We start from the raw sequence: 23,531 nt of genomic DNA, 5'->3' as shown, positions 1-23,531 counted from the left end.
TTACAAAGTCCCGAATTAACGATCCACCTCGCCCAGTACGATATCCATAGAACCCAATATGGCGATGAGGTCTGCTATCAGTGTTCCTTTGCCCAATTCAGGTAATACAGAAAGATTATTAAAACTGGGGCCACGTGCTTTCACTCTTTTGGGGATATCAGACTTCTCTTGAGTGACGAAGTAAAACCCTAATTCACCTTTCGGATTTTCTGCTCGTACATAATAATCTTGTGCTTTTAAATTTACTTTTTTAGGCACTAAAGCCCTGGGGTCAAACGTATCGGTGCGTGGAAAATCTTTTACTAGTCTTTCCAAACATTGTTCAATGATCTTTACTGATTCTTTTACTTCATCAACACGTATTTTATAACGGTCCCAACAATCGCCCACTGATCCCATCTCCCCTTTTCCGATTGGGATTTCAAAATCAATCTCTGGATAGGCAGAATAGGCATCGATTCTCCTGAGATCCCATTTTATTCCTGACGCTCTTAACATGGGCCCCGATACACCATAATTAATGGCAACATCGGCTGGCAATATACCAATGTTAGCTGTTCTGGATATAAAGATTTGATTTTCGGTCAATAATTGATCAAGTTCTACCAATTTTGGTTTAAAATAGGTGATAAATTCGGCACATCGCTGTTCGAAATCTACAGGTAGATCGTAAAATAAACCTCCCACCCAAATATAATTGTACAACATACGTGAACCGGATACCCATTCTAGCATATTCATGATATGTTCCCGATCTCTAAAACACCACATAAATGGTGTAAATGCACCAATATCGATACCGTATGTCCCTATTCCGATCAAATGTGAGGCGATGCGGTTAAGTTCGCAGACCAATACACGTATATATTCTACTCTTTTTGGAATTTTATCGGCGATACCCAACATTCTTTCTACTCCCATTACAAATGCATGGCTATTATTCATCGACGATAAATAGTCTAACCGATCTGTAAACGGAATACTCTTTCCATAGTTCATGGATTCGGCATGTTTATCAAAACACCGATGCAAATAACCCAAATGCGGAATAACCTCTTTTACGATTTCACCATCAGTTATCAACTGCAATCGAAGCACACCGTGCGTGGAAGGATGTTGAGGCCCCATATTTATAATCATTTCCTGAGAGCCAATACTTGCTAGATGTTGTTCATATTTTTCTAAAGCAGCAGTATATTTCGTATTCGACATATTTGTTGTTATCGAGTTCTTATTTATTTAATTTTGATTCCATGATAACTTTCAGGATCTTGATAATCTTTTCTTAAGGGGTAGCCTTCCCAATCGTCAGGAAGTAAGATACGCCGGAGATCAGGATGATTGGTAAAAAATATGCCCATCAGATCAAATGCTTCGCGTTCATGCCAATCTGCTGTTTTCCATACGGCTGACACGGATGGAACCTCTGGCAGATGCGCTTCATCTCGATCATTCTCGATTAACACCTTCAACACCAAGGTATGTAAATAAGGAATAGATGTTAGGTGATAGGTGATTAAAAATCCATTTTCATGGAGATCAACTGCCGAGATATTGTTTAAAAAATCAAAATATAATCCTTCTTCGTCCCGTAAATAAAAGCAGATATCTTCTAAAAGATCGACTTGAACAAACAGTGCTGGCTGAAGCCCCGTCTCCTCAATCTTTTCAATAGCATGTTGTCCGAATCTGGAAACGATTAGAGTTGAAATTTCTTGCGTATTCATGATACTAAGGTGCTAAGCGTATTATTTTCCAAGAATCAGAAACTTTTTGGAAAGCAATTCTATCGTGTAGACGACTAGAGCGACCTTGCCAAAATTCGATATATAGTGGCTTAATTAAGTAACCGCCCCAAAACTCTGGTCGAGGTACCAATTCTTGGTTTTCAAATTGCTTTTCAAGATCTGCTACTCTTCCCTCTAAAAAAGAACGATTGGGAATGGTTTCACTCTGTGGTGATGCTAAAGCACCAATGCGACTTCCTTTGGGTCTAGATTGAAAATATTCGTCCGAATCTTCTGCTGGAAGCTTTTCTATTAATCCTTCAATACGCACCTGACGCTGCAGTTCTGGCCAGAAAAATAATGCTGCCACATGTGGGTTGCCAAACATTTCTATACCTTTGCGACTATTGAAGTTTGTAAAAAAACTAAATCCATTATTTTTCAGATCTTTTAATAATACAATCCGTGATGAAGGTAAAGCAAACTCTCCCACTGTGGATAAAACCATTGCGTTGGCTTCAAGCACCTCACTATGAATAGCTTCGTTAAACCATTTTTCAAATTGCACTAAAGGATCGTTGCTAACGTCGCTTTCACTTAGATTACCCAATGCATAATCTTGTCGGATAGCGGCAATATCTTTGTGTTCGATTGCCATGACTTTAAATTTATGTATGTCACAAACATACTAAATTCACTTATTTTTATCGACTAATCTAGTATAAATTAATCAGCAAAATGACTTTGGCATTAATTTTATTGTACTATAAGTCTAATTTATAACGAAAATGTTTAACGAACTTGATCCACAAACAGGCTGTTTAATAATATCTGAACCCTTTATGCTCGACACCGACTTCGAGCGATCGGTCATTTTGTTGTGCAATCATGATCATGAAGGAACCCTAGGGTTTATTCTCAATAAAAAAGTGGTAGGCTGTGTTGGAGACCTTGTTAAAGAAATGGCAACATGCACATTTCCGCTTCATATTGGTGGACCTGTGGCACAAAATGAATTATTTTTCATCCACTCGCGGTTTGATCTGCTATTAAGTGGTGATGAAATCCGTGAAAATATCTATTTTGGAGGAGACCCAGAATTACTATTTCCATTGATCAATGAAGGAAAAATCAAAGAGGATGAAGTGAAATTTTTCTTAGGCTATTCTGGCTGGCAGCCAGCACAATTAGACGCAGAAATCAACGTAAACAGTTGGGCTGTTCAAAATAAATTTCCAACAGCTTTAGTGTTTGAAAAGGACACGGAACTACTTTGGAAAGAGGCTGTTATCAGTCTGGGAGCTAAGTATGCTCATGTAGCAAATTTTCCACAATCACCAAGCTTAAATTAAATTGTTATTTTGTCGGATTTTTTATGAATAAAATATAATATTCACTAATTTTTAGTATATTTGTGTCATTAAGCAGAGTCCTTACGTTTTAAAACATATCAATTTTTCTTAATTCGAGATATGGCTTTCACCTTTGAATTTATTTAATGCGATGATTTTTGTTTAATTAAACTGCTAAAAATTGAGTAGTTTAATATGGTTTAATATTAATTTTAAATAAATAAATGAGTAGTTCAGAAAGTTTTAGCAAAAAAGAAAAAGAGAAAAAGAAGTTAAAAAAGAAACAAGATAAGGAACAAAAGAAAGAAGAAAGAAAGAACAATACCGATAAAGGTAAAAGTCTAGAAGAAATGTTTGTTTATGTCGATGAATATGGAAATATAACTTCAACACCTCCTGATCCAACGAAAAAAACAAAAATTAATGTAGAAGATATCGCGATATCAACTGCTAAATATGAAGCAAATCCAGAAGATTTAATCAAATCAGGTATTGTGAATTTTTACAATACTGATAAAGGTTTTGGTTTCATCCGTGATCTCAAAACTCAGGATAAAATATTTTTCCACGTTAATGGTCTAATTGACGCTGTTAAAGAGAATGATAAAGTTACTTTTGAAACAGAAAAAGGATTAAAGGGTATGAATGCCGTTAATGTTAAATTGCAAAAATAACATTGACCGTTGTATATCAAAAAAAGGGATTTAAGTAATTAAATCCCTTTTTTGTGTTTTATTATTTCAACAGCTTGACTTCATATAGGTCTTTTCGACGATCTTTCATAATTTTGACTGTGCCATATTCGTGAAGGTCGCGAAGTGCATATAGATCCACATCAGCAATCAATACCATTTCGGTATTTGGAGTTGCTTCTGCCTTAATCGCATTATTTGGAAATGCAAAATCTGATGGAGTAAATACCGCTGATTGTGAATATTGAATATCCATATTATTAACACGGGGTAGATTGCCCACAGATCCCGCTATCGCAACATAACATTCATTTTCAATAGCACGAGCCTGAGCGCAAGACCTGACACGAATATAACCATTTTGTGTGTCGGTCATAAATGGGACAAATAAGATCTGCATGCCTTGATCTGCGAGGATGCGGCTGAGTTCAGGAAATTCGACATCATAACAAATCAATAAACCTACTTTTCCACAATCGGTATCAAATACTTTTACTTCATTACCTCCTGTCATTCCATAGTATTTACTTTCATTTGGAGTTATGTGTATCTTTTTAAAAGAATCCAGTTTACCGTTCCGGTGACAGAGATAAGAAATGTTATACAACTTTTTATTTTCCATAATAGGCATCGATCCAGCGATGATATTGACATTATAGGAAACTGCAAATTGTTGGATTTTATCAATAATCTCAGAAGTCTTCTCCGCTAATTTTTCCATCGCCAACCGTTCTGGTAATTCATTATAAGGACTCATTAATGGCGAATTGAAAAATTCGGGAAACATAATAAAATCTGTTCCATAATCACTTACCGTATCGACAAAGAACTCAATCTGATCATAAAACGCATCAATATTGTCAAATAAACGCATTTGCCATTGTACCAAACCTAAACGGATTGTTTGTTTGGTTGTTGATATAGAGCGTGATTCCGACTCATAATAAATATTATTCCATTCTAGTAAGGTGGCAAACTCCATGGATTCGGAATCTTCTGGAAGATAATGCTTCAATATTTTTTTAACATGAAAGTCGTTGGACAATTGAAAAGTTAAGGTCGGATCAAAAATCTCTTTTCTCTTTACTTTTTCAATGTATGTCCTTGGACTCATTTTATCCGAATAGTTGTGATAATTGGGAATCCTACCTCCAGCTATAATAGATTTCAAGTTCATCTGCTCACAGAGTTCTTTTCGTGCATCATATAGACGTCTTCCTAACCTTAAAGCCCGATGATCTGGATGTACGAACACTTCTATCCCGTAGAGGGTATCTCCATCGCTGGTATGTTTGGAAAATTTTCCGTCGTCAATAATTTCGTAATAGCTGTCGTATATATTACTTTTCTTCGAGTTTAAAATAATAGAAAGTGCACAAGCGACCACATGGCCATCAATTTCTACACATAACTGCCCCTCTGGAAATAAATCGATGAGATCGACAATATTTTCTCTTGTCCAGACATCTCCCACTCCTTGGTAAGCTTCGGTCATTGACCTTCTCAAATCAACATAATCTTTCTTCGTCAAGTTCCTGACTTGAATATCCATACAATATAATTTTAGTGACTTAAATTTAAACAAAATTCAAGCCTAAAAGCACGGTTATTTGGTTTTAAAAGAAAAAGAGCTATAGCCGCTGGCTATAGCTCTTCTAAAAAGCTGATTTATTGCATTTTGTAATGCGAAAAATTACGCTTGACCTGTTGTTCCTCCAAAAGGGAACGCAACAGTTGGATCACCACCGATTACTTCTGCATCAGTAGTTTGGTTTCCAGCAGCAGCAATAGCGTCAAAGCGGATAACGTTATCTTGTAATGCACCTAACAAACGCTTAGCATGTTCAGGTGTCAAAACGATTCTAGATTTCACTTTAGCTTTCGGCACACCTGGCATTACACGTACGAAGTCAATCACAAACTCTGTGTTTGAATGTGTAATGATCGCTAGATTTGAGTAGATCCCTTCTGCTACTTCTTCTGTCAACTCGATACTCAATTCGTTTTGATTTTGATTATTTTCCATAAAATTTATTATAAGTATTTGAAATATATGTTTTTCTATTAATTACTAAAAGTTCTAAAGTCCTGTCCTGCTTCAATATTCAATAATGTCTCATAAATCAATCGGATCACATTGTCCACATCTTCTTTATGCACCATTTCTACCGTAGTATGCATGTAGCGTAAAGGTAAGGAAATCAAAGCAGATGGCACACCTCCGTTACTGTATGCAAATGCGTCGGTGTCTGTACCCGTAGATCGTGACGAAGCTTGACGTTGAAAAGGAATTGCATTTTTTTCCGCAACTTGAACCAACAATTTGTTTAGATTAATCTGTACAGCTGGTGCATACGATAATACAGGTCCACCTCCAGATGACAGATCCCCTTGCGTGATCTTGTTGATCATCGGTGTTTGCGTATCGTGTGTCACATCGGTGACGATTGCAACATTAGGTTTGATACGTTGCGCGATCATTTCAGCGCCACGTAGACCGATTTCTTCTTGTACAGAGTTCACTATATACAAACCAAATGGCAATTTTTTCTTATTTTCTTTGAGTAAACGCGCTACCTCTGCAATCATAAAGCCACCAGCACGGTTGTCCATTGCCCGACCTACGTAGTAACGGTTATTCAGGATACTGAATTCATCTTCATAAGTAACCACGCAACCGACATGAATACCTAATGCTTCAACTTCTTCCTTGGAAATACAGCCACAATCGAGGAAGATATTTTTTAAAGTAGGTGCTTCTTCTTTCTCGCCAGAACGTGTATGGATTGCGGGCCAGCCAAATACTGCTTTTACAATCCCTTTATCGGTATGAATATTTACTTTCTTGGATGGTGCGATCTGATGATCCGAACCACCATTGCGGATGACATAAATTAATCCATCTTTTGTGATGTAGTTAACAAACCAAGAAATCTCATCAGCATGAGCTTCTATAACTACTTTATATTCAGCCTGAGGATTGATCACTCCTACAGCAGTACCATAGTTGTCCGTAAATGTTTCGTCGACATATGGCTTCAAATAATCTAACCACAGGCGCTGTCCCTCCCATTCAAATCCAGTTGGTGATGGATTATTAATATATTTTTCAAAAAAAGAAATCGAGTCCTTTGTTACTATTGAAATATGTTTATTTTCTTTCTTCTTCTTGTCTGCCATGCTCCAAATTTTATTTCCGACGTCAAATTATGAAAAATTATAGTAACCACAAAAGTAAAAATTGAATTTATTTAATCTGGGACGATATCACGCACTTTTCTCCGTTTTTTAGCTTTATTCCTATTAAATGATGTTATGAAAATGATTTTAAACATTATATTTACGCTTATAAAAAATTAACAGACAATATGGAGAATTTATTCAGCGTCATACATTGGAATTTAGATCCTGAAATATTTAAAATCGGCACTTTTGGTCTTCGTTACTATGCATTATGTTGGCTAGCGGCTTTTGCAGTATCGTATATGATCATGCTTAAAATATTCAGAAATGAAAATAAGAGTCAAGAATTATTGGATCAATTGAGTATTTATATCTTTCTAGGCACATTAATTGGCGCAAGATTAGGTCATTGTCTATTTTATGAATTCGATTATTATAAAGACCATTTGTGGGAGATGGTATTGCCCTTTAAATTTGTAAACGGTCAATTTCAGATGACTGGATTTGCAGGATTGGCTAGCCATGGTGGTGCTATTGGTATATTGACCGCATTATATTTATTCTGTAGAAAAACGAAAACAAATTTTCTGTGGTTAGCAGATCGTCTAGTGGTTGTCGTACCTATTGCAGGAGCATTTATTCGTTTGGGTAACTTTTTCAATTCGGAGATTATCGGTACACCAACGGATAAACCATGGGCGGTTGTTTTTGATCATGTAGATCAAGTGCCCCGTCACCCAGGACAACTTTATGAAGCTATTGCTTACATCATCATCTTTTTTATTATTGCTTATCTATTTAAGAGCAAAAAAATGCAGAAGCCAGGTGCTCTAATGGGACTCTTCTTTGTATTACTTTTCTCCGCCCGCCTATATCTCGAAACTTTTAAAATAGATCAAGAGGAATTTGAGCAAGGTATGGCACTAAATATGGGACAGCTTTTAAGTATTCCTTTTATACTAGGAGGCCTCTATTTTATGTTTAGAAAGCCAAAAGAAGTGAAACGCTAAGCAGGAAATTTCTAAAATTTAATAACATAAAAGAGGCTGTATCCAAAGTCAATTTTACTAGATTGACAACAAATAAAATTTCGACGCTTTGTTAGATTAAGCGAAAAAGGATCAAAACTCATCAGAGATTTGATCCTTTTTTTATGATTTCTGTAATTAAAAGCTATCTCAACAAAGAGAGAATTATAGACAATAACCTGTTTATTGGTTTAAGACTATAATCTTTGTATATTTTTAGAAAGGATACAAAGCGGATCCTAAGATGTAAAAAAGACAGGGTGCTGTTAGTAAGCTAACAACACCCTGTTTTCTACATAATTTTTGGAGATCTTATTTCATAAAAAAGGGGGATGCAATATATGCATCCCCCTTTTTATATAGATCAATTTGTATTTAATTAAATTTGAATTTGATACCAAACTGCATATAGTATGTTGATGTTATTGTTTCATTAACGCGAGTTGTTGATCTAATTACATCTCCGTTTGCACCATTTAATCTAAATGTCGGATTTATATTTCCTTGAACATCTAAAGCTGGAGTTGAACTTGTACTCGTCATGTTGGTCGGGATTAGCAATAAATTATTACTTGTTTTAAATACACCCCAATCTGAATTGAATAAATTTCCAACATTAAATACATCCCAGAAAAATTCTAATGAATTTTTACCACCACCTATTCCATTGAATAATTCTTGAGATAATCTTAAATCAAACTGATGTCTCCAAGGCATAGTACCACCATTACGTTCGGCATACTGACCTTTTCTACTTTTTAAGTAATCGTCATTATCAATAAGGTCAAAAAATATGTCAGATTGTTCTTTTGCTGTATATGCTTTTCCACCATATATTGATCCTGGTGAAGCTGCAATATTTACAAATGTAATCTCAGAAGCATCCTTAGGTACATAAATTAAATCATTGTTCTGTCCGTCACGGTTAAAGTCTGCAGAATAGGCATATGAAACACGTCCTGTTGAAGATCCAGAATAAAATATTGTCACAGCGGTATTCAAGTTTTTAATCCACTTATTATTATAGGAAACTGATCCCACCAAGCGATCTGGCAACACATTATCGGTATATCCTAATGTTGGAATATTTGAATTACCTATTGATTGATAAGGTAGAGACCATAAATTCGCGATTTGACTCCCTGCTCCATCACCGTAATTTTTAGCTCCACTTCTAGTATAAGCTAAAGATGCAGAGAAACCATCTTCAAATGCTTTTGCCAATTGTGCAGTTACTGACCAATAGTGTCCTCCCTTTTGGTTTGACATTTGAATAGCAGAAAATGCGCTTTTACCAGTTGAAGATGCCTGCCCTTTATCTAATTTATTGATGTATTTATCTATGTTTGCATCCCCATATATAAAGCGGTGATCTGCATATCCGGCAATATTCATTTCTTTTGGGTCCGCTAAATTAACATTCCTAGCAACTACTGCATTGATATCTTTATTATAAATTGCTTCTAGAGTACCGACTACGCCAAAAGGTAATTTATAATCAAAAGCAAGACTAGATTTCCATGTAGACGGGAATTTCAAATTAGGATCCATAACCGAAATACTTGATGATGATATTGAAGTTGTGGGATCAGCAATAGTAGCTGGGTAATTTGCTTTAATATCTGGACTAAAATTAGGAACATCTGGCCCAGATTTTGTAATCGAAGCTTGTAGCATTCCTGAATCCCCCGATTGGGACACAATCCATACAAATGGTATACGACCAGTAAAAACTCCCGTTCCTCCTCTTAACATAAGTGATCGGTCTCCAAGAACATCATAGTTAAAACCAAATCTTGGCGAAACCATTATTTTTGTTTTTGGTAAAACACCTGTGTTTATTTTCAAACCATCAGCAAATGTTAAAGCTGAAATTAAAGGATGTTCTTTTACTTGACTTACATCTGGGTAACCCGGAAGTTCAAAGCGTAAGCCTCCAGTTAATTTTAACTTTTCATTTACAGTGTATTGATCTTGAAAGTAAAGAGACCATTGATTGAATTTAAAGCCTGGAAATGCTTGAGAACCATCAGGTGTTAATGGATAAGTTAGGGCATAATTAGTTGCTTTCGCGCCGTTTTTAAAATCATCCCATGAGTTAAACAAATAATAGCCTGCACCAAATCTTTGAAATCCATTTTTAACATTACTATTTTCAAATTGCAATCCAGCTGTAAAGTTATGGTTATCAACGGTATAATCTACATCATAATTTGCAGTCCATGTTTTTACGGATCTTAAATTTCCATATGAAAATGGTTCATAGCCAAAAGTAGTTATAACATTATCACCTTGTTTGATATCAACCAATGGAAATAAACCGCCATTTACTGAGCGAGGTTCGTCTTGGTTGACATAAGAAATCCTAGCAGATTGATTAACATTTCCAATTTTACCTGTGTATTCTAAAGTTCCAGAATATAAATTTGTTTCTTGAAAGTAATTGGAGTTTGAAAAATGTAAAGCATTACTACCTGTACGACTTATACCAGATACTCCAGAACCTGTATAGGAGTTACTGATCGTGGCTGGAGTTTTAGCTTTAACTTGATTATATCTAAAATTAATTTTATGATTATTTGCTATATTCCAGTCAATTCGTGCAAATATTTTATCATTATTACTTTTATTTGAGTATCCTTGATATGGGCCAGTCTCATAACCATATTTATCCCTCAGGTAATTCGAAACTTCGTCCATAAAAGCTTCTGTTGGTCGTGCGACATAAGAAGGAGTTGTTGCAGCTCCAAATACATTTGATGGTGAAGAGGCAATTTTAACTGGTCCTGGCTCTTCAGTCTTATTTTGTTCTAAGTTTACAAAGAAGAACAATTTATCTTTAATAATTGGTCCGCCTAAACTTACACCATATTGTTTTACTGAAAGTTGATTTACGGGAGTTAAAACATCTCCAATTCGAGTACCTTGTTGCTTGTCAGAACGACCAGTGTAAAAAGCTGATCCAAAGAACTCATTTCTACCTGATCTAGTAACTGCATTTATTGCTGCTCCAGTAAATCCAGATTGTCTGACATCATAAGGCGTTACATTTACAGAAATTTGTTCAATCGCATCAATAGATATTGGAGAGCCATCTGCAGGCACATTACTTCCAATACCAAATTGGTTATTAAAATTGGCACCATCCAGTGTAAAATTATTTGATCTAAAATTACCTCCCCCAATTGATGCACCATTAGCTTGCGGTGTCAATCTTGTCAGATCATTTACGCTACGACTAATAGATGGCAAATTTTCAATTTGACGGCGACCAACAATTGTAGAAGCTCCATTTTTTTCACTTTTAAGTGTGTTTCGTCCTGTTACGACAACTTCATTCAAATTGGTTGTTTCATTTCCAAAAATAGGGTTTAACACAAAAGGCTCACCTAACTGTAAATAGACATCATCGTATACAACCGGCTTCTGCCCGATAAAAGTAACAACGATCTTGTATGGGCCTCCAACACGCATATTGGCTAAATTAAAGCGTCCAGCTGCATTTGCTGCACTCGAATAAACCGTACCTGAAGGAACGTGAGTGGCTTTAATCGTTGCTCCAGATGTCACTTGACCTGAGGATTCTTTTACAATCCCAGTCACACTACTCGTGGTTACTTGAGCATGAATGGTACCATAACTTGCTAATACAAGCGCAAAAAAGAGTAAGGGTCTTTTCATAAAGAAAATTTTTGTTAATAGTTATGCCGCAAAAGTAAAAAGAGAATTTAACATTGGAAGCACTTAACAAAAACTTAATATACTCTTAACAAGAGTGTTTACTTGTTGAGCTCTTTGTTAAAATCATAAATAATTACGAAATCCGAAAATTTAACAAAATTTAACATATGGTTTTACAATAATTCTATTTAACCATTGTAAGTATTGTTAAAATCGTAAATCAATCGATTTTGATATCTTGTAATTTAGATTGAAAATAAATTTGAATATTACCCTCTTGTGTAATATTTGACATAACTCAAAACAAAAAATAGGAGTTATTGTTTAGGTGCCTTTGCGATTATGTTTAAAAAGCCAGTTGTAAATTTCGTCTTTATGGAACAAATTTTCTACACTTCCATGTGTACCTCCCGGTATAATCGTTAAGGTAACATCAGCCTCAGGATCTGCTTTTTTTATGGCATTGACGATTTTTTTTGACTCGGACATCGGTACGGCTCGATCACGATTACCATGTTGCACCCATAGGGGTACCTGACTTAGATTGTCGGCATATTTAACACTTCCTCCACCACATATGGCTACAGCTGCTGCGATACGATCAGGATACTTTCCTGCTACATCCATGGTTCCATAACCTCCCATACTCATGCCACAAACATAAACGCGATCTGCATCTGCATTATAATGCTCGATCACATAATCCACGATCTCCATGACTTTGTCAGGATCCCAGCCACCTCTAGATTGGGGAGCTATAATTATCCCCGGGACTTCTTGCCCTTTATCCATTGCATACAATACGCCATACCTTTTGACACGGTCCAAGTTGGTTCCTGAAAGGCTTCTTCCGTGTAAAAATATAAGAATAGGCTGTTTTGTAGTAGCCTCTCCTTCTGGCAGATTGAGTAAAAATGGATAAGCGGTCTGTCCTTTTATAGCTTTCAATTGAGCTTGACAATCCTGGTGCAGGATGCTAAAAAATAAGGTTAAAACAAGGTTGAAAACCAAAAATGGATATGGATTGCGATCTTTCGTTATATGCATAAGAAACAAAAATACATTTTATTCTGAATCAGCAAAATAGATATTAATATTAATTAACTTCTTTTTTATAGAAAATTCGAGGTAATTTTAAGTTTTCACGCATAAAACATGTCGCTAAAAATTTTACATACAGCCGATTGGCATTTGGGTAAACGATTGGATTATTTCTCCAGATTTGATGAACAAAAAGCAGTATTGGAAGAAATTATTGCAATCGCAGATCAGGAACAAGTAGACGTTATTCTTGTTGCCGGAGATCTATTTGATGCCTTTAACCCTCCTGTCGAAGCTATTGAACTGCTTTATAAAACACTTAAACGGCTGACCAATAATGGCACTAGGCCAGTTATTGCTATTGCAGGCAACCATGACTCTCCTGATCGTATAGATGCACCAGATAGTTTGGCAAGGGATTGCGGTATTCTATTTGCCGGTAAGCCCAATATGCGATTTGCCCCTTATCAGATTGAAAATGGTTTTGAGATTAGTAAAGGTGATGTCGGTTTTTTTGAAATTAAATTGTCCCATCTAGATTTTCCTCTTCGGCTTATCGTAACGCCTTTTGCCAATGAACATCGGTTAAAAGAATATTTAGGAGAAGATGAACAGTTGGGACTTAATGAAGTACTCACTCAAAAATGGCAATCTTTGGCCGACCAATACTGCGATTCCAACGGTGCCAATATCTTAGTATCACATTTATATATGAACAAAAAAGGTGGTCCTGTCTTGGAAGAACCCGAGGGAGAGAAACCTTTACGTATTGGTTTTGCTGATACAGTTTTCACAGACTGTATTCCTTCACAAATACAATATACGGCACTTGGTCATCTTCATCGCTATCAGGAAATCGGTGGACATCAAGCACCTGTTGTGTATTCAAGTAGCCCCCTATGTTATTCCTTTTCAGAAGCTGGACAAGATAAACATGTTGTTATCGTGACTGTTCAACCTCAAAAAGAAGCTACTTATAAAACCATTGCCTTACGATCTGGTAAGCAATTAATTCGTAAAAAATTTAATGCGGTATCGGATGCTATCGACTGGTTACAAGATCATCAAGATAGTTTAGTTGAACTAACACTTGTCTCCGAAACATCGTTGACACAGGCCGAAAGAAAACGTATTGAAGACAGTCATCCCGGTATAATCTACCTCATTCCCGAAGTACATAGTCGCCGTGATGGACAACAAGAAGTCCTCGTATCCAGAAGAAGTAAGAGCATTAACGAAAATTTCGCCGATTATTACCGTCACAGAAATAATGATCAGTCACCATCGGAAGAATTGTTAGCACTATTTAATGAAGTATTAGGAACTCAAAACGAAAAGGAGAATTAGTCATATGTTGCCACTATATCTATCGATAGAAGGACTCTACTCCTATCAGACAAAACAGGAAATAGATTTTACATCCTTGACTTCCGCCGGTCTCTTCGGTATTTTTGGAAAAGTCGGATCAGGAAAATCATCGATCCTAGAAGCCATTACTTTCGCGCTATTTGCTAATACAAATCGGCTAAACAGTAATAATAGAGCCTATAATATGATGAATTTGAATGCTAACCTGCTTAGAATCGAATTTCACTTTATCGGCAAGGAAAATAAAAAATATGCATTTGAAGCATCTTGGAGAAGAAATGGTAAACAGTTTGATAAAGTCACGACTCCTATACGAAAAGCCTATGTATTTGATGGTGAAGAAAAGATACCACTAGAGAGTACGGATGCTGAAACCATACTAGGCATCTCTTACAAAAACTTTAATCGTACTGTTATTGTTCCACAGGGACAATTCAAGGAATTTCTTGAGCTTAAGGGTGCCGAACGATCCAGTATGATGAAAGAACTTTTCAACTTGGATCACTATGACCTTTTTTATAAAGTTGCTGCTCTCAATAAAGAAACAGACTTGAAACTCCAACATCTTTCAGGGGCGGTTCAGACATTGGAAGACTATACCGAAGAAAGCATTGCGGACTTACTTACACAGTTGGAAAAAGAAGAATTGGATCTCCTTGATGTGACCAAAAAACACCAACTGTTGGAGCAACATCATCAAAAGTTATTAGAGGTTCAACAGCTTCATCTTGAAATTGCAAAAAAGAAAGCGGTTTTTGCGCAACTAAGTATAGAGCAGGTTCATATTGAAACGCTTAAAACTCAGATTCAGCTTTTTCAGAAAGTAGAGCGAATTTTCAAAAATATATTGGATAGCGTTGCTAGGGAACTTAGCGAAGAATCAAAATTGCAAGAAGATGTAAACAGTGCACAGTTACAATTAAATACTGTGCAGGGCGCATTGATCCATGCAAATAATCGATACAAACTGGTGGAAGGTGACTTCAATCTGCTTGATCATAAAAAATTAGAAGTCGAGGATCTTAAAAATATTGTTCAAGTTCTACAATTGCAGGGTGATATTAGCAAAGATAATGATCGATTAGCTAAGGGCAAGCTTGTTCTTCATGATGTGGAACAAGAAATCCAGAAAAAACAAGTTTTCATTCAGGAAAAACAGCAGGATATAATAAAATTAAAGGAAAAACGTATTTCAGGTAACCTACTCGTAGCAATTCATGCTTGGTATACCAAGCATGAATTGTTCATTAAAAGCCAAAGTGAGCTTCAGGTAGAATTGCTGACTAGGAAAAAAGAACTGCAAGCTATTCTATTGCAATTTGAACAGGAAGATCTAGATCCATCCAATTGGAATGAAAAATTGAATGATCAAGAAATAAAGGCAAACCAACGGTTGGAGATGATACAGTCCGATGAAAATAAGGCTCAGGTCCAACAACAATTAGCGAGTTATTCTCATGCATTAACAGCAGGTGAAGCCTGTCCACTATGCGGATCTGAACACCACCCTCATATCATGCAAACTGAAGACCTGTCTTCATTATTGAATTCATTACAGTCTGAAAAATCAAATGTGATTGCTGAATTAGTTCAAATTCAAAAGCAAAAACAGCGGTTTATTCAACTCGCTGCGCAGTTGTCAAATCTGCAGAAAGATGTGGATTTAAATACCGCCAAGTTGGACACTATAGCTATCGATTTGAGTGACCACCTTAAACAATTTACGTGGACCACATTTCAGCCAAATGACCGTCAGGCATTTGACCAATGGCAGTTGGAAGCGGTCACGATAGAGCAGAATTGTACAGTAGCAGAAAGCAACTTAAGCTTGTTACAAGATGAATTGAATGAATTAAAGGCTAAAAAGGAAAAGTATAATCAGGTGCTGACTAATATTGCGGTATCTAAATCGGCAATTGAGGGCCGGGCTGCGAGTCATCAGCAATTGATCAAACGGCTGAACCTACCCGATTTTCAGCTCATGCCCATTTCCGATATTGAAAATACAATTGCACAATCAGTTCAGTCTATCATCGCTACAGAGCAAGAATTCAAGAACTTATCTGATGAAATTAATCGATTAAATATTGCGATAGCAACGCAATCTACACATACTACGAGTCTGCAGCTACAATTAAATACGACACGTTTAAAAATTGAATCTTATCAGAAATCGATAGCTGAATTATTACAGGTACATGGTTTTGAATCTACGGAGGCGATACAGCAAATACTGCAACAGCAGTATGATCTGGAAAATGAAGAATCCCGAATTAAACAGTTTGAAGAACAATTTGCTATTGTAAAAACAGCAATACGACAACTAGAGGACAGAATAAAGCAAGAAGCAGTTGATATATCGCAACTAGATACCGCAAGTCAAGAACTACAGCTTACCAAAGATGTCAAGGACAAATTGATCGGTCAGTTACAATCATTAAAGGACCAACTTATCATCTCGAAAAAGAAATATGCAGAAAAAATACAGTTACAAAGTGAACTGGATAAGCACATACTGCGAAGTAAGAATCTAAATATACTATCTAATCTATTTAAAGGAAATGGATTTGTAGATTATATCTCGACGCAATATTTAGAAGATTTATGTCAGATTGCCAATCAACGATTCGAACGTTTGACAAGAGGTCATCTCAAATTAATGATCAATGCAGATAATGATTTTGAAGTGATAGATCATCTTAATGGAGGTAAAACCCGGTCAGTCAGAACATTATCAGGAGGTCAGTTTTTTCAGGCATCCTTGTGTTTGGCACTCGCATTAGCAGAAAGTACACGTAGTCTAAATCGAAATGAAAAGAATTTCTTTTTTATTGATGAGGGATTTGGTACGCAAGATACTGATTCTGTTAACCTCATTTTTGAAACGCTAAATGCCCTTCATAAAGAAAATAGAATTGTAGGCATCATTTCCCATGTGGATGAACTACAAGAGCGTATTCCAGCGTCAATAAAAATTGTCAAAGATGAAGAAAGAGGAAGTTTAGTGATCCATAATTTTTAAAAACTAAGTCATCTTAATTTATATACGGATTGGTGACTTGTATGAATATAAAAATAGAGGCCTAGGCCCCTATTTTTATATTTCTTGCTTATGGGCAATTTCTAGATTAATAATAACATCTCGAATTTTCCCTTCTACAAAGGATAGATTGCCGATCACAAAGACACCTTTATTTAAACTATTCTTTTCTGCAATACCATAGACCGTATTTTCATCATCAGGATTTGAATCTCCTTCATAACGGTATACATAGTCAATCTTATAATTGGATGGATTAGCAATTAAAGGTTCTAACTCTATATTATAATCAATCACATAACCAGCCTCTTTCAATTTTTCTAAAGCAACAGTAGCAGAATCATATTTATTCCTATTATCCATAATCGTATATTTTGATCTTTACTAAAATAACAATTGGAACAGCAAAACGTTTTTTATCGTTCGCTTATTTTTTGGTGAACATACCAACGATATCATCAATGGCACTACCATCTTTATTTTTGTCAAAAAAATCAGTGATCTTATCGGTCAATCCTCCACCGGATGAAACTGTTGCACCTTCTGCTTTTTCATCCCCTCCAAATATATTTCCTATTATACTCCCTATTCCACCTCCAGCGTTAGAATTTCCACCTAAAAACCCACCTAATAGATCTCCTAACGGATTACTGTTACCACTTTGTGCATGATTTGCCTTTTCTTTACCTAAGTACCCCATCACGATCGGTGCCAAAGTAGCCAATACTCCTGTGATCTGCGCAGAGCTAAATCCACTTTTCGTAGCCAGATTTGAGCTTACATATTCAGCATTACTGCCAAAGATGTGCTGTACGATCTTATTGCCATCTTCTGTAGGTCCCTGTTCGATGACTTCATCGACATGATCTAAGATTGCTCCATCATGTTTGGTGTCCAACGCTTCGGCAAAACCATTTACATGATTGGCATCTCCTTTACTTTGGTTATATTTAATTGCCCCCGCAATTAGAGGAACTGCTATTGCTAAGATCCAAGTTGCTTTAGTGGAGTCAATCCCCAACTTTTTAGACAATCCTGCGGCCATTTTATTTCCAAGGCCACCTGTTATTAAATCAGTCATTCCCATAATTTTATATTTTAATATGAATCAATGAAAGTTGACAATAATTAAGCCAAGCATCAAGGTATAAGCAGCTCGAACGCCACAAAAAAAGAGGTTCGTAAACCTCTTTTTTATATTAGTACTTTTAAAGTGTTATTTTTTGTAATATTTTAATGCCTCTGGTAGCATCTTTTGAATGTCACTGATACGTCTAGCATCACTTGGGTGTGTACTTAGAAACTCTGGTGTTCCTTTTGATCCACCGGTTGCCATACGTTCCCAAAATTTGACAGCTTCACTTGGATTATAACCCGCCATGGCCATGATGACAAGCCCCATATGATCAGCTTCCGATTCATTTCCGCGAGAATACTTCAGAGAAGTCAGCTGGCCACCGATGCCATATGCACTATTAATAACACCAGCATAACTTGTTCCTGATGTTGCGACTCCAATGACATTTCCTAATGCCTGTGTTGCATATTGTCTGGACATTTGCTCCATTGAGTGACGAGCGATCGCATGCGCGATTTCGTGTCCCATCACAGTCGCAAGACCTGTTTCATTTTGTGTAACTGGAAGAATACCGGTATAAATAGCTACTTTTCCACCAGGCATACACCAAGCATTGATCTCATCACTCTGTACCAAGTTAAACTCCCAATTGAAATTAAACTGATCTGCTATCCCCTGTTGGGTCAGGTACTGATTGACTGCTATAGCCAACTTGTTGCCAACTTTTTTAACTAATGTGGCTTGACTAGTACCTGTAATTACTTTTGTTTTTGAGGAATTTAAAAATTGCTTATAAGAAGATGCCGCTTGCTCTTGAATCTGACTATCACTGACTAAACTTAATTGTTTACGCCCTGTGATCGGAACAGTAGAGCATGAAGCTAAAGTAGCTCCTATTAAGAGCATACTAGTATATTTAAAAACCTTTTTCATATGTTAATTGTTAGACATTGCATTATAAAGTAACTAATGCAATTCCTATGCCTAAATATTCTTTTTCCTTTTAAAAAGGTAAACTTTAGATTCGTGTCCTTTCAGCAAACGCTCGATGTTCTTTTGATGGGTGATTAAAATCAGCGCACAGATCGCGATACCATAGAGTAAAACTGATGGAATAGATGTTTTAAATAAGAATGCGATACTGAATGGAAAAGTGAAACCAGCCATAATCGAACTTAACGAGACATAATGTGTGGTCAATAAAATAATAATAAATATGCTCACACAAAGTAATGCGGCTGGCGCATGAATAGCGAGTATCATACCAAATAAAGTGGCAACTCCTTTCCCTCCCCTAAATCCAGCAAATACTGGAAATAAATGACCCAAGACAGCGATTACCCCTAACGCCAACTGATAGTTGACAAATTGTACATTACTGGTGCTCTGACCAGCTTCTATTAGATAAGCTAAATTCGTAGATGTAAACCCTTTAAAAATATCAACAAACATCACTACAGCACCTGCTTTGGGCCCTAAAACACGAAAAGTATTAGTTGCTCCAGCATTTCCACTACCGTATTCTCTTACGTCAACACCATAAAATGCTTGTCCAAACCATACCGCAGTAGGGATTGATCCAAATAAATAAGCTAGTAATACTGCACTTACTAAATAAATAGAAATCATTAATTATTGTTAAATCCTAAATTAATTTGGCTTTTAAACTTAAATCCAAACTTTTGACAGAATGTGTCAAAGCTCCTGCTGAAATGTAATCTACCCCTGCTGCTGCATATGCTTGAAGCGTTTCTTCTGTAATTCCACCAGAAGCCTCAGTAACAAATCTTTCGGCAATGATATCGACTGCTTTCTTTACATCCGCAGGGCTGAAATTATCCAGCATGATGCGATCAACATGTCCAAAGGTAATAACTTCAGCTAGTTCATCAAAATTTCTAACTTCAATTTCGATTTCAATAGGCTTATTCAAGGTCGCTCTGTAAGCATTAGCGCTAGCTAAAGCCTGTGTTACACTTCCGCTGTAATCCACATGATTGTCTTTAATCAAAATCATATCGTACAGACCAAAACGGTGATTGGTTCCCCCTCCAATTTTGACTGCTTCTTTTTCTAACAAACGAAGTAAGGGAGTTGTTTTACGAGTATCTAATATTTTCGTTTTTGTACCTGCCAACAACTTGGCATAACGGTGAGTAGTCGTAGCTATTCCGCTCATACGCTGCATCACATTTAAGATCAAACGTTCTGCAATTAAAATACTATGGATCTTTCCTTTTAAGAATAAGGCGATATCACCTACTTGTACAGCACTTCCATCTTGGATAAGGACTTCACAAGTAAGCGTCGGGTCAATTTGCTCGATAATTTCTAAAGCAACCTCTACACCTGCTAAAATACCATCTTCCTTGACAATTAATTTGGCTTCACCAATTTTATCCTTTGGAATAGTTGAAAGTGTTGTATGATCGCCATCGCCAACATCTTCTAGTATTGCATCGTGAACAAATTTTTTAATATATTCTCTTTTTTCCATCTTGAGTTGTCACTAATAATGTAGCGAAGATGGAAATTTAAATTTTATTCAAGAAAATAATTTCGAAATATTATTTAGAGGCCTGTTTTTCAACTCTAAATTCTTCGATTGTCTGCCCACTTTTTGATAAATTGATTTTAATAAAAACTCGAAATAAATTTTTGTTACTTGAAAGCTGGTAGACGTAGTAACTATAATTGGTTTTATTTGTAATTTTCTGTAGTAATTTTACTGCACTAGGTTTATTTTTAGAGAAAAAACCTTGTAACAGCATTTCGGCTTGAAATTTTGAATAAAGACCATCTTCATTCAAAATTGACAATGTTATATTTGACGCGAAAAATCGTGCTATATTCTTCGCATTTCCAGTTTTAAGTTCGATCAGAAGGGTATCATTCATGTCCGCCATGTTAGGTGTCATCATAAATGACTGATAACATAAAATAGCATTATTTCCTCTCATATGATTAGCAAATACGCACACGCCCATGCACATGAAAATACTAATAAAAAATATAATTCTTTTCATTAATGTAGATAATTAAACCTGATGTAGTCCAGGAACTTACTTAAATAGTTATTGCTGGTAGACTAAACTGTTGTGATTTTAGTAGATGAGTTACATAAACAATGCCAAATCTACGGAAATTTACATTGAAAAAACATTAATTTTCTAATACCGCACGTATAGCCTTGAAATATCACTTGTTTTAAATTATATTTGCTTATATCATTATGGAAAAAAAAGTAGCACTATTAATCCTAGACGGATTAGGATACGGAAAAGAAGATCAATCTGATGCTGCATTTGCAGCTCATACGCCCTATCTCGATTATTTAAAAGCAAACTATCCAAACTCAAAACTTGAAGCTTCAGGTGAAGCTGTTGGTTTGCCTGAAGGTCAGATGGGTAACTCTGAAGTAGGACATATGAACTTAGGCGCTGGCCGTGTTGTCTATCAAGAACTAGGTCGCATTCACAAAGCAGTTCGAGATGGTGTATTCAATACCGATACAACCATTCAAGATGCTTTTAAATATGCCTTGAACAATAATAAAAAAGTACATTTAATAGGATTGCTTTCAGACGGTGGCGTTCATGCACACACGAGCCATCTGCGAGGTCTATGTGACGCCGCTAAATATGCTGGGTTACATTCAGACCAAGTCTTTATTCATGCATTTCTAGATGGTCGTGACACTGATCCAAACTCTGGAATTACTTATGTTAAAGCATTGCAAGATTTCTTACCACAATCTGTAGGTACGCTAGCATCCGCTATTGGACGTTATTATGCCATGGATCGTGACAATCGTTGGGAACGTGTGAAGTTGGCTTACGATCTAATGGTACATGGTACAGGTACGGCAACCAAAGACATCTTGGAGTCTATACAACATTCATATGATCAAGAAGTGACAGATGAATTTGTTCAACCTCTTGTATTAACCAATGCTGCAGGTCAACCTATGGCAACCATTCAGGATGGTGATGTCGTGATCTGTTACAACTTTAGAACAGATCGTGGACGTGAGATTACAGTAGCTTTAACACAGAAAGCATTTCCAGAGTATGATTTAAAGCCACTTGACCTGTACTATGTCACGATGACCGCATATGACGAGTCGTTTAAAAATGTAAAGGTTATTTTTAACAAAGACAATTTAACCAATACACTTGGTGAAGTATTGGCTGCAAATCATAAAACACAGGTACGTATTGCCGAGACAGAAAAATATCCGCACGTTACTTTCTTCTTTTCAGGAGGACGTGAACAAGAATTTGATGGTGAACGTCGTTTATTAATCCCTTCGCCAAAGGTAGCGACCTATGACTTGCAACCTGAGATGTCTGCCCAAGGCATTACCGATGCTATCGTAAAAGATATGGAAGAAGCACAACCGGACTTTATTTGTTTAAATTTTGCTAATCCAGATATGGTTGGGCATACAGGTGTGTTCGATGCCGTTGTCAAAGCCGTAGAGACCGTTGACAATTGTACTAAACAAGTCGTAGAAAAGGGATTACAATACGGTTATTCTTTTATCATTATTGCCGATCACGGTAACTCTGAGTTTATGCTCAATGCAGATGGCTCGGTCAATACTGCACATACAACGAATTTGGTTCCATGCATCTTGATTGATAAAGATTATAAAAAAGTAAAAGATGGAAAATTAGGTGATATAGCACCTACTATATTGAAATTATTGAAAGTTGAGATCCCTTTACAAATGGATGGTCAAGTATTGGTAGAAGACTAATATGAAAAATAAACATATCAACAACACACTCTTGCTATTTATAGGGAGTGTGTTGTTATTTTGGTCCTGTAGCAACGAAAAATCGGTCCAACATGCCAAAGGATCCACACTTTCTTTGGACTCATTTTTTAATGCTGAAATTGAAAAGTTAACAAAATTAGATCCCACTGTCGTCAAGACAGTAGCTAAAGATGAGGACAGTGAAACTAAATCTGTAAAGATTCCAAACTGGCACACCGAATTAAGTGGATTTATTGCCGCTGATATTACCAAAGATGCAGATCCAAACCTCTACGATTTTAAAGAAGTAGATTGCAAAACGATCTATCAAGCTAAGGATCATCGTTTAGCAATTCAGTACTTAGCTGTAGAGCATGATTTAAAAGGAAAGATTCAACAAGTTGTTATCAAACGAAAAGTTGATAATAGTTTATATTCGAGTAATGAAAAACTTATTTACGACGTAGATTCCTTATATGAGATTGAAAAAGATCAAGATATACTCATCTTGGGTAGAAGTCAATATAAGATTACTGGTCAGTTAAAAGCACATTAATGAACGATCACCTCTCCTAATGG

The 23,531-nt window shown here is 36.2% G+C and carries 21 protein-coding genes; 7 read left to right on the top strand and 14 right to left on the bottom strand.

Features of this window, described 5'->3' with window-relative positions; genetic code table 11:
• Window positions 1-15: 15 nt before the first annotated feature.
• The 3 genes from B3P23_RS10910 to pdxH are packed head-to-tail and all read right to left on the bottom strand — an operon-like array spanning window position 16 to window position 2,385.
• Window positions 16-1,212, bottom strand: coding sequence for an NADH-quinone oxidoreductase subunit D (locus B3P23_RS10910; RefSeq protein ID WP_293925855.1), 1,197 nt, complete (start codon window positions 1,210-1,212; stop codon window positions 16-18).
• Between the two features lie 23 nt (window positions 1,213-1,235).
• Entirely contained in the window at window positions 1,236-1,727 is a 492-nt protein-coding gene (locus B3P23_RS10905; RefSeq protein ID WP_045752569.1) for an NADH-quinone oxidoreductase subunit C, read from the bottom strand.
• A gap of 4 nt (window positions 1,728-1,731) precedes the next feature.
• Window positions 1,732-2,385, bottom strand: a complete 654-nt coding sequence (gene pdxH, locus B3P23_RS10900; RefSeq protein ID WP_045752570.1) for a pyridoxamine 5'-phosphate oxidase — start codon at window positions 2,383-2,385, stop codon at window positions 1,732-1,734.
• Between the two features lie 130 nt (window positions 2,386-2,515).
• Between pdxH and B3P23_RS10895 the strand changes: the two genes are divergently transcribed.
• On the top strand, window positions 2,516-3,079 hold the full coding sequence (locus B3P23_RS10895; protein ID WP_293925853.1) for a YqgE/AlgH family protein: 564 nt from the start codon (window positions 2,516-2,518) through the stop codon (window positions 3,077-3,079).
• A 224-nt stretch (window positions 3,080-3,303) separates the two neighbouring features.
• A complete protein-coding gene (locus B3P23_RS10890) occupies window positions 3,304-3,753 on the top strand; it encodes a cold-shock protein (protein WP_021188224.1) in 450 nt (149 codons plus the stop codon).
• 61 nt (window positions 3,754-3,814) lie between these two features.
• Here the strand turns inward: B3P23_RS10890 and B3P23_RS10885 are convergent, their stop codons facing one another.
• The 3 genes from B3P23_RS10885 to B3P23_RS10875 form a co-directional block, all read right to left on the bottom strand.
• Window positions 3,815-5,323, bottom strand: coding sequence for a carbon-nitrogen hydrolase family protein (locus tag B3P23_RS10885; RefSeq protein WP_045752572.1), 1,509 nt, complete (start codon window positions 5,321-5,323; stop codon window positions 3,815-3,817).
• Window positions 5,324-5,464: 141 nt separating this feature from the next.
• Window positions 5,465-5,797 carry a DUF3467 domain-containing protein gene (locus tag B3P23_RS10880; RefSeq protein WP_045752573.1) on the bottom strand — a complete coding sequence of 111 codons (333 nt, stop codon included), beginning with the start codon at window positions 5,795-5,797 and terminating at the stop codon, window positions 5,465-5,467.
• Between the two features lie 38 nt (window positions 5,798-5,835).
• Window positions 5,836-6,951: a M42 family metallopeptidase gene (locus tag B3P23_RS10875; RefSeq protein ID WP_094772146.1), complete on the bottom strand. Its 1,116-nt coding sequence runs from the start codon at window positions 6,949-6,951 to the stop codon at window positions 5,836-5,838.
• A gap of 188 nt (window positions 6,952-7,139) precedes the next feature.
• Between B3P23_RS10875 and lgt the strand changes: the two genes are divergently transcribed.
• The gene (gene lgt, locus B3P23_RS10870) at window positions 7,140-7,964 is read left to right on the top strand and encodes a prolipoprotein diacylglyceryl transferase (RefSeq protein ID WP_260949498.1); all 825 of its coding nucleotides are present in this window, start codon (window positions 7,140-7,142) and stop codon (window positions 7,962-7,964) included.
• Between the two features lie 393 nt (window positions 7,965-8,357).
• Here the strand turns inward: lgt and B3P23_RS10865 are convergent, their stop codons facing one another.
• A complete protein-coding gene (locus tag B3P23_RS10865) occupies window positions 8,358-11,663 on the bottom strand; it encodes a TonB-dependent receptor (protein ID WP_293925849.1) in 3,306 nt (1,101 codons plus the stop codon).
• A gap of 324 nt (window positions 11,664-11,987) precedes the next feature.
• Window positions 11,988-12,710 (bottom strand): prolyl oligopeptidase family serine peptidase, encoded by a 723-nt coding sequence (locus tag B3P23_RS10860; protein WP_248753674.1) that lies wholly within the window; start codon window positions 12,708-12,710, stop codon window positions 11,988-11,990.
• Between the two features lie 108 nt (window positions 12,711-12,818).
• Here B3P23_RS10860 and B3P23_RS10855 point away from each other — a divergent pair, with 108 nt between their 5' ends.
• Window positions 12,819-14,051 (top strand): metallophosphoesterase family protein, encoded by a 1,233-nt coding sequence (locus tag B3P23_RS10855; protein ID WP_293925847.1) that lies wholly within the window; start codon window positions 12,819-12,821, stop codon window positions 14,049-14,051.
• Between the two features lie 4 nt (window positions 14,052-14,055).
• Window positions 14,056-17,094, top strand: a complete 3,039-nt coding sequence (locus tag B3P23_RS10850; RefSeq protein WP_293925845.1) for an AAA family ATPase — start codon at window positions 14,056-14,058, stop codon at window positions 17,092-17,094.
• Between the two features lie 75 nt (window positions 17,095-17,169).
• Here the strand turns inward: B3P23_RS10850 and B3P23_RS10845 are convergent, their stop codons facing one another.
• From B3P23_RS10845 to B3P23_RS10820, 6 genes are all read right to left on the bottom strand, one after another.
• The gene (locus B3P23_RS10845; protein WP_045753069.1) at window positions 17,170-17,475 is read right to left on the bottom strand and encodes a hypothetical protein; all 306 of its coding nucleotides are present in this window, start codon (window positions 17,473-17,475) and stop codon (window positions 17,170-17,172) included.
• Window positions 17,476-17,539: 64 nt separating this feature from the next.
• Window positions 17,540-18,193 carry a DUF937 domain-containing protein gene (locus B3P23_RS10840; RefSeq protein WP_293925842.1) on the bottom strand — a complete coding sequence of 218 codons (654 nt, stop codon included), beginning with the start codon at window positions 18,191-18,193 and terminating at the stop codon, window positions 17,540-17,542.
• A 135-nt stretch (window positions 18,194-18,328) separates the two neighbouring features.
• Window positions 18,329-19,123, bottom strand: a complete 795-nt coding sequence (locus B3P23_RS10835; RefSeq protein ID WP_045753071.1) for a M48 family metallopeptidase — start codon at window positions 19,121-19,123, stop codon at window positions 18,329-18,331.
• Window positions 19,124-19,174: 51 nt separating this feature from the next.
• Window positions 19,175-19,819 carry a glycerol-3-phosphate 1-O-acyltransferase PlsY gene (plsY, locus tag B3P23_RS10830; protein ID WP_045753072.1) on the bottom strand — a complete coding sequence of 215 codons (645 nt, stop codon included), beginning with the start codon at window positions 19,817-19,819 and terminating at the stop codon, window positions 19,175-19,177.
• Between the two features lie 16 nt (window positions 19,820-19,835).
• Complete coding sequence (gene nadC, locus B3P23_RS10825; protein ID WP_045753073.1) at window positions 19,836-20,687, bottom strand: carboxylating nicotinate-nucleotide diphosphorylase; 852 nt, start codon at window positions 20,685-20,687, stop codon at window positions 19,836-19,838.
• Window positions 20,688-20,757: 70 nt separating this feature from the next.
• A complete protein-coding gene (locus B3P23_RS10820) occupies window positions 20,758-21,150 on the bottom strand; it encodes a DUF4783 domain-containing protein (protein WP_052627516.1) in 393 nt (130 codons plus the stop codon).
• A 269-nt stretch (window positions 21,151-21,419) separates the two neighbouring features.
• Here B3P23_RS10820 and gpmI point away from each other — a divergent pair, with 269 nt between their 5' ends.
• Together gpmI and B3P23_RS10810 are read left to right on the top strand one after the other, a co-directional pair.
• Window positions 21,420-22,952: a 2,3-bisphosphoglycerate-independent phosphoglycerate mutase gene (gene gpmI / locus B3P23_RS10815; RefSeq protein WP_248755933.1), complete on the top strand. Its 1,533-nt coding sequence runs from the start codon at window positions 21,420-21,422 to the stop codon at window positions 22,950-22,952.
• A gap of 1 nt (window position 22,953) precedes the next feature.
• Window positions 22,954-23,508: a hypothetical protein gene (locus B3P23_RS10810; protein ID WP_293925838.1), complete on the top strand. Its 555-nt coding sequence runs from the start codon at window positions 22,954-22,956 to the stop codon at window positions 23,506-23,508.
• The last annotated feature ends 23 nt before the right edge of the window (window positions 23,509-23,531 follow it).

The sequence above is a fragment of the Sphingobacterium sp. UBA6320 genome, from assembly GCF_002440335.1.
In the GTDB taxonomy this organism is placed as follows: domain Bacteria; phylum Bacteroidota; class Bacteroidia; order Sphingobacteriales; family Sphingobacteriaceae; genus Sphingobacterium.
Note: the sequence above shows the minus strand (reverse complement) of the source record. Positions and strands in the feature narration are given on the sequence as shown.